Annotated in this window: 10 protein-coding genes; all 10 read right to left on the minus strand. The window is 55.0% G+C overall.

The features are described from left to right. Nucleotides 1-42 precede the first annotated feature (42 nt). The 10 genes from C173_RS08755 to C173_RS08800 all read right to left on the minus strand — a co-directional run bounded on the left by C173_RS08755 (nt 43) and on the right by C173_RS08800 (nt 14,632). Nucleotides 43-2,412, minus strand: coding sequence for a glycoside hydrolase family 95 protein (locus tag C173_RS08755; RefSeq protein ID WP_036724118.1), 2,370 nt, complete (start codon nt 2,410-2,412; stop codon nt 43-45). A gap of 94 nt (nt 2,413-2,506) precedes the next feature. Continuing rightward, nucleotides 2,507-4,240 carry a hypothetical protein gene (locus C173_RS08760; RefSeq protein ID WP_036724120.1) on the minus strand — a complete coding sequence of 578 codons (1,734 nt, stop codon included), beginning with the start codon at nt 4,238-4,240 and terminating at the stop codon, nt 2,507-2,509. Nucleotides 4,241-4,331: 91 nt separating this feature from the next. Continuing rightward, the gene (locus tag C173_RS08765) at nt 4,332-5,204 is read right to left on the minus strand and encodes a carbohydrate ABC transporter permease (protein ID WP_036724121.1); all 873 of its coding nucleotides are present in this window, start codon (nt 5,202-5,204) and stop codon (nt 4,332-4,334) included. A gap of 27 nt (nt 5,205-5,231) precedes the next feature. Then, nucleotides 5,232-6,098: an ABC transporter permease gene (locus C173_RS08770; RefSeq protein WP_051477937.1), complete on the minus strand. Its 867-nt coding sequence runs from the start codon at nt 6,096-6,098 to the stop codon at nt 5,232-5,234. Nucleotides 6,099-6,230: 132 nt separating this feature from the next. Further along, complete coding sequence (locus tag C173_RS08775) at nt 6,231-7,823, minus strand: extracellular solute-binding protein (protein WP_036724124.1); 1,593 nt, start codon at nt 7,821-7,823, stop codon at nt 6,231-6,233. Nucleotides 7,824-8,172: 349 nt separating this feature from the next. After that, entirely contained in the window at nt 8,173-10,422 is a 2,250-nt protein-coding gene (locus C173_RS08780; RefSeq protein WP_036724126.1) for a helix-turn-helix domain-containing protein, read from the minus strand. 18 nt (nt 10,423-10,440) lie between these two features. Beyond that, on the minus strand, nt 10,441-11,619 hold the full coding sequence (locus C173_RS08785) for an MFS transporter (RefSeq protein ID WP_235191832.1): 1,179 nt from the start codon (nt 11,617-11,619) through the stop codon (nt 10,441-10,443). Between the two features lie 31 nt (nt 11,620-11,650). After that, complete coding sequence (locus tag C173_RS08790; protein ID WP_051477929.1) at nt 11,651-12,634, minus strand: ROK family protein; 984 nt, start codon at nt 12,632-12,634, stop codon at nt 11,651-11,653. Nucleotides 12,635-12,677: 43 nt separating this feature from the next. Continuing rightward, a complete protein-coding gene (locus tag C173_RS08795; protein ID WP_036724129.1) occupies nt 12,678-13,856 on the minus strand; it encodes an ROK family transcriptional regulator in 1,179 nt (392 codons plus the stop codon). Nucleotides 13,857-14,020: 164 nt separating this feature from the next. After that, entirely contained in the window at nt 14,021-14,632 is a 612-nt protein-coding gene (locus tag C173_RS08800; protein WP_036724131.1) for a GNAT family N-acetyltransferase, read from the minus strand. Nucleotides 14,633-14,680: the final 48 nt, after the last annotated feature.

Genomic DNA, 14,680 nt, shown 5'->3' on the forward strand with positions numbered 1-14,680 from the left:
CGTGCTGCAATTTGCATAACTATTATTCACTTGCCTTATCTGCTAAGCATACCGTACAACGACACGTTCCCCCGCCTGCAGTTCAATACTCACCAGACCGTCCGAATCCGGCTCCACCAATAGGCGGTCTTCTCCGCGCATAATCTCCAGAGGCCTTTCTGCCAGAACCCGGCAGACTCCACCAAGATGAGCGGTAACCTCCGCTTGTCCGAGAACGCCAGCGCTCCAGGTCAGGTTCACCTCATAGCCGCCGCGTGCCCGCAGCCCCTTTACTCTTCCTTCGCTCCAGCTTGAAGGCAGGGCGGGCAGAAGCTCCAGATAACCCTGGTGGGATTGCAGCAGCATCTCGGCAATTCCGGCTGTAGCCGCGAAGTTTCCGTCAATCTGGAACGGCGGATGCGCGTCGAACAGATTCGGATAGACACCGCCGCGTTCATTGTTAACGGCCTCCGGCTGAACCAGCGTCAGCAGGTTCGTGATCAGTTGCTTGGCGCGGTCACCCTGTCTGAATCTGGCCCATAGTCCGATTTTCCAGCCCAAGCTCCAGCCGGTTCCGCCGTCTCCGCGAATCTCAAGCGAGGTTCTGGCTGCTTCATACAGCTCAGGAACTAACTTCTCCGTGATCGATCTGCCCGGGTAGACCCCGACCAGATGGGAGACATGGCGGTGATGCACATCCTCATCCTCCACATCTGCCGACCACTCCTGAAGCCGGCCTCCGGCACCAATCTGCAGTGGCAGCAGCCGCACGCGGGCGGCCTCCAGCTCGGCCGCGAACTCCCCGTCCAGCCCAAGCAATCCGGCAGCAAGGCTGCAGTTCGTGAACAGCTCCGCGATCAGCGACAGATCCATGGTTGCCGCTTCGCTGACGGCATACTTCTTGCCGCCGTCTACGATTTTGTGCTCAGGAGAAGTGGATGGTGAGGTAATCAGGTACCCGTCCGGGTTCTCGATCAGCCAATCCTGGCAGAACAAGGCCGCTTCCTTCATCACAGGATACGCGGTCTCCCGCAGATAGGACAGATCGCCGCTGAAGGCATAATGCTCCCACAGATGCTGGGTAAGCCATACCCCCCCCATCGCCCAGGATGCCCAGACCGGATCTCCGTCGCCGTAGCCGCCAACGGGAGCCGACTGCGCCCAGAGATCGGCGTTATGATGGGCTACCCAGCCGCGTGCGCCATAGTTAATCCGGGCCGTCTCGCTGCCGTTGAGCGCCAGCCTCCGGGTATAGTCAATCAGCGGCTGATGCAGCTCGGACAGATTGCAGATCTCTGCCGGCCAATAATTCATCTCCGCATTGATATTCAGCGTGTAATTGCTGCTCCACGGTGCCCGGGTATCCTGATTCCAGATGCCCTGGAGGTTTGCCGGCTGTGTGCCGGGGCGGGAGCTGGCAATCAGCAGATAACGGCCGTAATGGAACAGAAGCTCTACCAGCCCCGGATCATTGCTGCCGTAGGCGGCAATTCTCTGATCTGTCGGCATGCCCTCCGGAGCCAGGCTCTCTCCCAGATGCAGCTCTACCCGGTCAAACAGCTCCCGGTGGTCGTCAACATGACGGCCAAGCAGCCCGGCATAAGGCTCAATAATGATACGCTGTACCGTTTGCGCAGTCTGCTGCCGCACATCGTAATTCGCCTTCACTGTGCCCGATTCCGCATCGAACGAGGTCGCCGCACTGAAGTATAGAACCGCTTCCGTTGCGCCGGTAACTTGGATACCGTCAGCAGTAGCTTCCAGGCGGCCTCCAGTCTGGACCGCAGCCAGACGGCCGTGGAACTCCAGACTCCGGGGGGACTCTCCACCGTAACGGACCGGCTGATCGACTTCGTAATAATTCGGTGCCACATATTCAGGAGCATGTCCGGTAATCGTGTAGTGCTCCCCGTCTGCTTCCGAACGGTGGCGGAGCGGACTGTCCAGCTTCGCCCGGAAGCTGAGCCGGTGCTCCTCACTGGCCGTTAAACGGACAATGATCGCCTGGTCCGGGTGAGAGGCGAAGACCTCCCGGGTATAGCGGACACCGCCGATTACATAGGAGACGGTACCAATACCTGTGGACAAGTCCAGCTTCCGGCTATATTCCCCGTCTATGGTCTGCCCGTGCTCCATCGTAAGCAGCAGATCCCCGAACGGCAGGTAGGACTGGGCGTAGGGGCCCATCATTTTTTTGCATAGCTGATCCGCTTCTTCATTCCTGCCTTCTGCAATCAGCGCCCTGACCTCAGGGAGAACCTCGCGGGCCTCCGGATTATTCCAGTCTGTCTTGTACCCGGACCACAGTGTGTCCTCATTCAGCGCCAGACGTTCCTTCTCGATGCCGCCAAAAATCATAGCCCCCAGCCGTCCGTTCCCGACTGGAAGCGCCTCCACCCAATAAGTGGCGGGAGTATTAAATGAAATATTCATTGCGCAGCTTACCTCCATACACCGTAATTTCTAATCTGGCTGAACCCTTAAGTCCTGATAAATCCTGATAACCCTTTCATTATATAGGCATCTGTCAGGAAAGACGAATCCGCAGGCTATATTCCAGAGGAGTGATGAGTGTTACGATGACTTTCTGGCAGCCTTGGGGATAGCTCATCCCGCGGATATCGGCCAGGTGATGCTCATGAAAGCCCTGCTCAAGCTCCATCCAGTCCTCCCCTGCGCTATAGCGGAGTGTTCCGGCGGTCCAGAAGGAAGCCTCGCTCATCCCCGGCACCGGCGTCAGCGCGGAGCCTTCAAGTCTGCCCTCGCTGCCGAAGAGCAGGACGATCTGGGTCAGCACATCTGCCGGAGACATCGCTGAGAAATGCAGATCCCAACCAGCTTCCCACTCGCTTACCTTCACGCAGACACTGCTCGTCTGGTTATGGGTAAGCGGCCGCTCTCCATGAGGCAGCAGATACCACGGGCTGCAAGGCAAGCCGGTCCGGGATGGCAGCTTGTCCGCCGGAATGGTGCCGTAATAGCCCTTTCCGGCTACAGACTCCAGACGATAGCCGCCCGAAATCTCCGTCAGCGTATCCATCGTAATCAGTCCAGGCTCGAAGCTTGAAGCCAGCTGAACCCCAAGCAGCCTTGCCCGGCCATGCCGCAGCGAGAACAGCGAGGAAGCCTCGGTCATCACGCTTACACTGGTCTCTCCGCTGCGCACACGGGCAACCGGAGCGCCGAATTCCGTATGCTGCTTGCTGTGGCGGACAGGCCCGCCGTAGCCGTCCTGACCGATTCGGCCCATCAGCTCCTGACGATTAAACGTGCCATTGATCACCTTGCGGTAGCTGTCCGGCAATTCTCCCGGCGAGACTGAAGCCGCCTGCATCTGCGGATAGAGCAGGAACCCCAGCATAATCTGATTGGGCAGCGAACCCGGATGGATAACCGAGCGGCCTGCCAGCTCCGCAAGAGCAGCGAATTCCGGGTCTCGGTCATGCTCAGCCATCAGCTGGTAGCACAGATAATAGTCAGCCAGCGAGTAGACGCTGCCGAAATCCTGCCGACCCGAGTAATCGGTGACCACCTCACCATCCGGGTGAACCAGGTATTTCATCATCCGCAGATTCTGGCGGACCGGCTCCAACAGCTCTGGACGGTTCAGATCCTGCGCGGCGTAATAGAGCATGATATCGCTGACCGTATTGTAAATTCCGTTACTCCGCTCCGTCCATTCGCCGTCCGGCGTAATGTCCATCCCCTCCTGAAGCCATTCCCCGGCTCTTGCCTGTAACTCCTCCAGGGCAAATATCCGGTACAAAGACCCCAGCGCGGCAGTCAGCACCCAGCGGTGATTGGGGGTATGTACACCCCCGGTCAGCATCGCCGGAATCGTCCGCACAAGGAAGGCTCGAATCTGATCCGTCACCGGCTGCAGCGGCGGCCAGCTCTGCCGCTCCAGCAGCGTGAGGATATTGGCTAATCCGACCACGACGAACGCCGTATCCGGCGGGGAATGATAATTCGTCCAGCCCGGCGAGATCGTGCCGTCCTCATGCTGGAAGCGCAGCATGAATGCCATCCCCTCATGCAGCTGCTCCAGCAGCTCCAGATCCCGGTAATACCGGGACTGCGGATTCACCAGGGCTGCCGCCCATGCCGCCAGATACTGGGCCGTGCCGGTATGATTCGGCCAGGCTACACCGCTCAGCGGATCACGCACGCCCCCGAAGTACCGGCTCTCCCGGTCACGGATCTGCAGCTCCATAGATTCCTCTGTCCATTTGTCATTAATGTCCGTTATCTTCTTGAACATCTGCTCGACTCCCCTATCTGCCAGCCCTGTTAGGGCATGATTTATACTGAACCTGCACTTGCACCAGCCAATACAGTACCAGTCAATAGCCTCAACCCTTCACAGCTCCGGTCATCACACCTGAGACGAAGTATCTTTGCAGCCATGGATAGACGAGCAGAATAGGCACTGTGGCGAACATTACAGTAGCCGCCTTCAGACTCTCCTGCACAACCGTGCTGACCGCGTTCCCCTCCATTCTCATCAGATCGGATACCTGGCTGTTCTGGATCATATGATAGAGCTTAAGCTGGAGCGGATACAGCTCCGGCTTCGTGATATACATCAGCGTATCCTGAAATCCGTTCCATCTGCCGACGGCATAGAACAGGCTTAGGGTAGCAAGCACCGGCATGGATAACGGCAGAATGATACGGATCAGCGTCCCGAACTGGCTGCTGCCGTCAATCTCAGCAGATTCCTTGAGCGCGTCAGGAATACCTGCCAGAAAAGAAATCAGGATAATCATATAGAAGGGGCTAATAAGTCCAGGGAGAACCAGCGCCCAGATCGTATTGAGCAAATGCAGCTCCCGTGTCAGAATATACTCTGGAATAATACCGCCGCTGAAGAACATGGTGACGACAATGAGGAACATGAAGATTTTACGGCCCTTCAGATCCTTCTTCGACAGGGCATAGCCCGCCGCAACCGTCATCATCATGCACAGCGCTGTGAACAGCACTGTCAGGAATATCGTGAAGCCCAGCGAGCGGATCATCGCGGCATCACTGAACACTTTTTTATACGCCTCAATATTGAAGTCCATAGGGAACAGAGTGACTCTGCCCGAAGCAATCGGGACGGTTCCGCTGAAGGAGACCGCGAGAATATGCACGAACGGAATCAGACATGCCAGCACCGATAAGGTTAAGCAGATCACAATCCATGTATCAAACGCCTTGTTAGCTGCTCTTTCATTCATAATGTACACTCCCGATCCAAAGGTTGATTAGAGGATGCTCTCGTCTGTAAGCTTCTTGGAAATATAGTTCGCCACCAGCAGGAACAGAAGTCCGACCACCGCCTGGAACAATCCAACCACCGTAGCCAGCGTATACTGCCCCGATTCCAGACCGATCCGGTAGACAAAGGTACTCAGCACATCCGAGTATTCCATAACCGCAAGGTTACCGATTACGAACGGCCGCTCGAAGCCAATCGAGATCATGTTGCCCAGATTAATGATCAGCAGCGTAACAATCGTCGGCTTGATCCCCGGAATTGTAATATGCAGAATGCGCTTGATTCTTCCGGCCCCATCGACCTCCGCCGCTTCGAACAGCTCTTTATTAATGCCCGCGAGTGCCGCCAGATAGAGAATCGTCCCCCAGCCTGCGCTCTGCCAGACACCAGTCAGCAGGTACGTGATCAGCCAATAATTTTTGTCAGAGAGAAAAGGAATGGCATCCAGCCCCAGGCTCGTTAACAGGTTGTTAATCATCCCGGACTGCTGGCCAAAGAGCTGGTACACAATCCCGCCGATGATTACCCAGGAAATAAAATGCGGAATATACAGAATCGTCTGAGACAGCTTCTTGAACCAGACCACCTTCAGCTCAAATAGCATAATGGCAATAATCAAGGGGGCGGGAAAAGAAACGATCAAATCCAGAAAGTTCAGCATCAACGTGTTGCGTAAGGTTATATAAAAGTCCTGATTCGCAAATACCTCGCGGAATCCGTCAAGACCAATCCATTCACTGCCACCAATGCCTTTGAAGAAGTTGAAGTCCTTGAACGCAATCTGCACACCATACATTGGACCGTATTTGAAAATAATAAAGAACAGCATGGGTAAGACCAGCAATGCGTACATCTGCCAATTTCTGCGGAAATAACGGGTGTATCCCACAACGATTCCTCCTCCACTGTGCCCCTGAGGCTGTAAGGGGAAGCAGCCAAGACCGGCAGCCCTGCCGCTCCCCTCCCTCACGGACCTCGAATTCAATTATTTCTGCTCGCTGTAGGCAGCCTTGCGTTCATCCAGAATGGCCTGTCCGCCGCTCGACATGTAGTCCTTCAGCATACTCTCATAGGTGACTTCGAATTCACCAGGGGGGACCATTGTAGCTTTCACCATTAGCTGCTTGATTTTATCGCTAAGTGTCGTGCCGTATTTGCTCTCGGCCTCAATCGGACGGCTGGTGAATACCGGCTCAATCGGGTTAGTGGTGGAAATCGTCAGTGATTTCGCGATGATGTCCTGATACTGGGTGCGGAAGCTCTTCACGAAGGCCTCATTATTCTTCTCCTGGCTCTCAAAAATCCGTCCGTTCGCAATAATCCCGATATCCCCGCCGCCAGACAGCTTGTTCGAGGATTCGACAGACAGATCCGGAATGGAGACCGGCACGCCGTCTTCCAGCGTATAATGCTCGCCTTCAATCCCGTTCTGGATATATTGCAAATGACCCTCTGTAGACATCCAGTCCAGATACTTGATAGCTTCCACCGCATGCTTGCTGGACTTCGGAATCATAATGTACATCCCGTTCGGAGCAGATACCGGCTTGGCCGTCTTCCCCTCGCTGTTCGTGAACGGATCAATGGCGCTCAGCACAGCCTTCGGGTTATTCTTCGTCAGAACATCATAAGTACCGTCAGGGTAGAAGATCGCATCGTTATCATCGCTGAATGCGCCCACAAGCCCGTTCCCGATATTCTGTGTAAGGGTCTCTTTATTCTCATCCAGGGCAAAGTCCTTGCTGATCAGCCCTTCGTTATACAGCTTGTTCATATATTGAATGGCATCCTTGAATCCGGGCAGCAGAATCGGATAGTCCCGGGAGCTGAGATTCTGCGTAAGTTCGAAGCGCTCCTGCTCAGTAACCGGCTTGATGAAGGACCAGACCAGCGAATCATACTGCGCCGCTGCAATCGTCATGCCCAGAGGAATCACCTTGCCGCCGGTTTCACCCGGATCTTTGGTCTTGAAGGCGGTCAGTGTATTATATAGCTCCTCTGAGGTAGCCGGAACGGGGAGGCCCAGCTTATCCAGCCAATCCTGACGGATGAAGGAAGCATATTTACCTATCGTAGAGCGTTTGGCGGGAATGCTATACTGGACGCCATCGTATTGACCGTAGCGCAAAGTATCCTCGCCAAGGAACTTGGTCAGGTTCTGTCCGTGTTCTTGCAGCAGCGGAGTCAGATCCGTCAGCCCGCCTTGCTCGGCATATTTGTTGAAGGTCCCGGAATCATAGGTGAAGACGATATCAGGAACATCGGTTCCGCTGGCCATCAGGACATTAAGCTTAGTCACTTCTTCCGAGCGGGGGATAGGGACGAATTCCACATTAATATTGTTAGCCTTTCCGAAATTCTCTTTAACATAATTGGTGAGGAAATTATCGGATGCCGTAACACCGGCCGGCGCATTGCCACGGTCAAAAATTTCGATCTTCAAGCTGCCGGCTGGCGCTGCACCGTTGCCGCTTGCTTCACTGGAATCTTTAGACGAGCATGCAGACAATACCATGGATGACATAAGAACCGCTGAGAGACCGAGAGCCAACTTTCTTTTACCGTTATCATTTGTCATATTTTCCTACCACCTATCCCTTTCGATTTCTGATTTCAATCAGCCTGTTGTCTCTGTATGATGCTTACGGCTTGACCATGTGATGAATTATTACATCGTTTGCGGAATTCGACAATATACATGTTTCTTATTGAATTTTCATGAAAAACCCAATGAAATTACAGCATTTTTCATTCTGAATATACAATTATCGCAGGAATGCTTCACGAAAATCGTATCCATAAACCTAAATATCTAACTCATATATAACCTTACATGTTATGTATTTACTGCCCATTGCACCAGACCTCCCACAATAATTAAAAAAAGCGCAAACCCGGAATCTGCTGAAGCCGGATTTACGCAGTGCTTATTCATCTTTATGGAGCTTCGATTTGCGGTAATCCCCCGGGGTCATGCCCGTAATACGCTTGAAGACCCGTCCGAAGGTAATGGAATTAGCATATCCAATCTGCAGGGCAATATCCTGTATGCTCTCTGAAGTCGTCTCCAGCAGTTCCTTGGCCTTCATCAGCCGCAGCTCTGCGAGAAAGTCCACGAACTTCATATTGAATTCTTCCTTGAACAGGTAGCTGGCGTATTTCGCAGAGATCTGGAACCGCTCGCTCAGATGATTCAAGGACAGATCAGGATTCGCATAATGCTCTTCTATATAATGCTTAACCTCGGTAATCATCACCCGGTGGCTCTTCAGCTCATTGACCGACACATAGACATGGTAGGTTTCATTCAGCCAGCCGGTCAGCAGCTCCCGGATCTCTTCAAGATTGGTGCTGCCCCGGATGCGTTCCCGCAGACCGCCGCTCCATGCTGCCGCGAGCTGACGGTCCAGCGTCTCCGCTATCCCCTTAAGCTCCTGCTCCAGCGCCTGGAGCAGCACTTCCAGCAGCATATAGATCTCTTCGTCCTTCAGGCGGTCCTTGCGGAAGGAATTGAAGATTTCGTCCAGCCGGATTCGCCAGTTCTCGCCCGACAGGCGGAATTCACGGACCAGCTGGGTGAAGCTTCCGAAGTATTTATAGCTCTGCAATCCGGAATCGTCCTGCTGATCCATTTGGACTGCAGCAATATCTGTTCCCAAGGCCAGCCTGTGACTGAGCACCTCAGCCGCTGCCGCGTAAGAATCCCGGATCTCCCGCCAGTCCCGGACGACCGTACCCACTCCGAAGGTCAGGGATACCCGCAGATTATCCATAATCCAGCGGTGGCAGTCTCTTGCCAGCTCCAGCATCGTATCACTGTCATCCTTCACCGGCTGGAACCGGAGGCCAATAATCATCCCCAGCCGCTCCCCACTGATCCACTCGGCCCAGGCTTGAAGCTGCTTATCTGCCATCAGGTCCCCCAGCACATTGGTTAAGGCGAATTTCAGCAGGTTCTGATCCTGAGCAGGCAGCGCATGCCAGTCCTTCTCCCGGTTCAGCTCGGCTGCGAATACAACGAACGCTTCGAACTCCCTGGTGCCCTCGAAGGGGTCCAGCGTCTCCAGCCGCTCTGCCGCATCCTCCAGCCTCTGCCCGCTGAGGAAATCCAGGAATAGCTCCCGGCGCTGAATAACCAGATTCTCATAACGTTCCCGCTCATAGTCGGTAGTGATCTGCACCAGCCGGTCCAGCGCGTTATGCATCAGGGCCAGCTCATCGGAAGCTACGCCAGGAGCGGCGTCCTGGGCCGCAGGCTGAAGTCCTTGAATCCGCACCATCAGCTGATGGATGGGCCGGTAATTCCGCCGGGTGATGTAGATGATATACACTACGCCCAGCGCAATCGTCAGCAGCCCGAGAATGAACCAGACGTAGGAGATCACCGAGATCCAATCGAATAAGCGCCCGGCCCGGAGTCCGCTCTCGAAGGTCCAGCCCAGATTCTTCGCCTCGACCTTCGAGAGCGTTCTGTTATTCTCGCCGTCTGCGGCTGGAGCAGAATCATAGATCGGTGTCCCCGAGACATCCCTGATCCGCAGGAAGGACAGTTCTCCACTCGTCAAGCTGTCCACTAGACGCTCTACGCGGTACACACTGACATTAATAACAATATAACCGTCGGAGCCCCATGGAATCGGCAGCCTGCTGGCCAGGCTGATCACCGGCCGTAAGTCCTTAGAGTTCCTGGGCTGAACCATCCGTACAGCGCTCCACCCCTGTTGCTGCTTATTCGCAGAGAGCTGCTGCAAATATTCTGCCTCCAGCCCTTGGCCCTGCCCCGGATTCAAGTATCCGCTCTGGCCCAGCATCAGCTTGTCCTTGTTACGGTAGACATAGATTGAATCAATCAGGCTGAAGCGTTCGGATAGACGGTTCATACTTTGCACAATTTCATACGAGCTGCCTGCCGGTGAGTCCGTGCCGGAGGGCGTATCCAGGAAGTCATTATAGGAATAGTTATTTCCGATCTCCTGCAGCACCCCCAGCTCTATATCATTCAAGGTCCGCTCCACCGTATCCGCCACATAGCTGGTGGATACGTAGTTAGCCTTCTCCGTCTCGCTGCGGGACAGCTCCGTAATGACCATGAAGGCCAGGAAGATTAGAACAGTGACTACAAGCAGGAAGACAGGGAAGTATGAGAATAGCATCCGACTATACCAACTGCGCTTCATAGAGCTTCCCCCTTCTTCTTATTCAGACTGCTGCTTACGTGAAATTGAGCTTACCTTGTACAGCAGCAATGCGCCGAGCGCGGCGCTGACCGTACAGGAGAAATACATCAGTCCCGGTCCGCCGGTCTCCAGCAGATACCCGTTCAGCAGATTCCCGGCAATGCCACCAAGACCGACAAACACCATATTGAACAGACTTTGTCCTGTGGCTTGCAGCTCTTTACCCGTAATGGAGGCCACATATTCTACGGCTGCAATGTAGAAGAAACCAAAAGACATGCCGTGCAGCGTCTGGACACCTATCATAACACCGGGAACAGGAATGAGCCATTGGATCGCCCAGCGGAGCATGTAGACAACGGAGGCCAGCATCAATGTTTTCTCATAGCCGTACTTCTTCAGGACTCTTGCGGCCACGAGCATTGCCGGAACACTGGTAATGGAAGCAATCATCAGGGCGATGCCTGACCACGCGAAGCTCCCGCCCGCCATCTGGAAGGTCAGCACAAAGAAGGAGTTGAAGGCCGTAAGCGTCTGGTTCACCAGAAAACAACCGGCGAGAAATAGCAGAAAGACCCGGTTACCCAGCAGCTGCCTGATTCCGCTGGTGAACGTTACATGCTGCGCCCGCCGCTCCACATTCACGGGAATGGTCATCACGAGGATAAGAGCAAGCAGGTTGAAGAGCAGGAAGGGAATCCACAGCTCGGTGACCCCCATCCAGTTCAGATACAGTCCGCCGAAGTACCCTCCCAGCGCCGTGCCGATACTCCCGAACAGCCGGATGGTCCCGAACGAGGTGCCTGCGGCTGAAGCTGCATTCACTGCATAAGCGTCGGCAATCGGCGTCTGGGTGCTCTGAAAAATCGTATACAAGCTGTATACCAGCACAATGACGACAAGCCATTTTACATTGTAGAGATAGACTATGGTGCCGGGAACAATCAGGGTAAGCATTAGTACCAGTCTTGTTCGTTGATAGCGGTCCACCAGAATTCCCCATAACGGCTGAAACAGAATCGCCAGCAAGGTGCCGAATGCCATCATCACTCCAATCCTCTGGCTCGTCATGCCCTGATGAACCAGAAGAGAGGTGACATACGGGTTGAAGCTGCCCCCGGCCAGACCTGTGAACAGGTACAGACCGCGCATCTTCAGCAGGACCTCGCTCTCCTTGCTGCCTACAGAGAATCTCATTATACTTGTTCCGCGTCTCATATTCATAGCCTCAATTCTGTCCGGTTCCTGCGTTCAGCCTGCTTCGGGCCGCCGCCGCAGCACCTATCGCTCCCGCCTGATTGCTGAGCACCGCCTGCCGGACAGTTAAGGATTGCTCAGGAGTATAACGGCTGACCCGCGCTGCAACCTCCTGCACATAGCCCGGGTTCTTCTCCACGACACCGCCGCCGAGAATGACCAGCTCCAGATCCAGCGTAATTGCAATATTCTTGACCGCCGCCGCCATCTGTTCATACGCATGATCCAGCAGCGCCAGTGCCGTCTCATCCCGTTGCTGCGCGGCTGCAAATACATGCTCCGCCCGGACCGCATCGCCCTGCGCCAGCTCCCGGATCAATGAACTGCTGTTATTCCCGTGCAGCCTGGCCGCCGCCTTCGCCCCGATTCCCGTGCCGGATACCTCCATCTCAAACGGGCCGAACTCACTGTACTCCGGATCGGCAGCAGCATGAACCGCTCCCGGCTCAACGATGAGATAGCCAATCTCACCCGCAGCGAAGCTGGCTCCCCGGTAGAGCTGGCCGTTCAGGAACAAGGCGCTGCCCACACCAGTACCGACCGTGATCATAATGAAATGCTCAGATCCGGCAGCCGAGCCTGCTGCATACTCGCCCATAGCTGCCATGTTCACATCATTATCCAGCACCACCAGTCCGGGATAATAAGCGGCAATTACCGGACGAATATCCGTGGTTGCAGGCCAATTGAGCGCCGGTGCGCTGGTCAGTGTTCCGGTACGCTCATTCATGACTCCAGGGAACCCGATGCCCACTCCCTTCAGAGAAGCGAGCGTAGTGCCGTTACGCTTGCAGAGCTGCTCCAGTTCGGCGAATAACCAGCGGAAGAACACCTCCGGCTCCCGGCTCAGCTGCGTTTCCACCTTGTACTGTTCAAGCACCGTTCCTACTTCATCTGTGAGGCATAGCAGTGTCTTGGTGCCGCCAACATCAATTCCGGCAGTTAACATATTCATCTAGGATTCCCCCGTCATTCTATAAAATATAAGCTTATGCTCCTTATGCCCGCAGCTCACGAAAAGCCAATTGGACCGCGGTCTGGACCGCTCCAAGTACCACATCCTTGTCCCCGTGGCTGGAAGCAGCCAGCCGGGGCTTCCGGTGAAGCCCCCCGAGCCGGGATTCCAGCCTCTCCAGCAGGATATCCCCATGGCTGCCCAGTTCGCCTCCAAGGACCACAGTCGTTGGAGCCATCACGGTACAAATACTGCCCACTGCCTCTGCAAGCAGATTGCAGTAGGCCTCGATAATAGCCAGTGCAAGAGGCTCGCCTCTGCGCACTGCATCCCATATCTGTGCTGCCGTTCCTCCAGGTGTAGACAGCAGATGCGCTGTATCACCTGCGCCTGTATATTCTTTTGCCATCCGGTTGGCCAGTTGCCTTAATCCGTCTGTAGACAACACATCCTCCAGCCTGCCTGCGCTCAGCATCAGATTGGCTAGTTCGCCTGCACCGCCGCCAAGCCCCCGGTAGATCTCCCCATGAATAATGAGGCCGCCCCCGGTTCCTGCGCCGATGGAGAAGTACAGCAGAGAGCCGCTTGCCGCCATCCCCGAAGAGGTATACTCTGCCAGAGCGGCGAGGTTGACATCATTCTCCGTCACGACAGGCACGGGGATCAGCCGGGCCAGATTAGCCCTCGCGAGCACCGCTTCACACCCGCGCAGCGGGGCAACCAGGTCAGACACGCTGCCATCTGCCGGGTCCACCACGCCTGGAATGCCGAAGGCCGCCGCCCGCAGCTTCTCCCGGGAGATCCCGGAATCCGCAAGCAGTCCCTCTATACTCTGAACCAGGAAGTCTTGACACACCGCCACTGTCAGCCCGCTATCCGGCATAGACAGCTGCTTGTAATAGCAGATCTCTCCACTCATATCCGCAAGTGCTATCCGCAGGCTGCTTCCCCCCACCTCTGCCCCTAGGGTATAGAAGCATTTCGGGTTGAATTCCACTAGTGTTGCCTTGCGGCCCTGGGTGTTCTCCGCTCTGCCGGTCTCTCTGACCAGTCCGCGTTCTATAAGATGAGCAGTGGCCGAGGATACCGTAGGCTTGCTTAAGCCGGTATACCGGCTAAGATCCGCTCTGGATTGCGGTCCGCCACCGATGATCCGGTCCAGAATCAGAAATTCATTCAGATTGCGCATGACCTTGGGGGTCCCGGCCGTTTGAATTCTCACGATTCATACTCCGTTCTATATATAGTTAATTAAGTTTACTAACTTAATGTATAGTCTAATATACAGTCTTTCGGGCGATTTATCCAGCCCCTCTTTCCTCATCTCCCCCTCTCCCAAAACACGAAAATTCCCGATCCTCCTGCGGATCGGGAATGAGTGCCGGGCTAATTCAGCATTTTCTCCATATGCAGCACTTTGTGGAAGCCGGCCTGAGCGGAGAACAAGCGGGTATTCTGTACCTTGAAGGTCCGGAAGCCCACCCGCTCATACAGCTTCTTCGCCAGCGGGTTGGTATCAACAACCTCCAGCATCACCTTACTGCGGTCCGCCTGCCGGGACCAGGTGAAGGCGGCTTCCAGCAGCCGGGTTCCGACGCCCAGTCCTCTGGCCTGCTCGGACACTACAAGCGGATCGATATGCACTGCATTAGAGGGGGTATTGCCATTGAGCAGGCGGTAGAAGCCATAAGCTGCGTAACGCCAAGCGCCGCCGAGCACACCGAAGGTCTGTCTGAGCGAACGGTAGCTCAGCATCATGAAGAAGCCATCGCCTGTCTCCAGACCGGCAAAGCCTACGACCCGTCCCTCATACACCGCGTACAGAGCCTGGTCATAACGCAGACAGCGGCTCAGAACGTCCACAATATCCTCCTCTTCACGGGAGAAGATCCATATTCCACTGAATTTCAAGGTAAAAGCCTGATAGTATAGCCTGGCGACCTCACGTTTCTGTTCTTCATCCAAGCGGTCTACGATCTCTACTTGCAGTGTTGACATACAGGTTCCTCCTTATTGTTCCACTCCAGATTCTATCCGCCTTAGGGA

Source organism: Paenibacillus sp. FSL R7-277, from assembly GCF_000517965.1.
GTDB lineage: Bacteria > Bacillota > Bacilli > Paenibacillales > Paenibacillaceae > Paenibacillus_AQ > Paenibacillus_AQ silagei.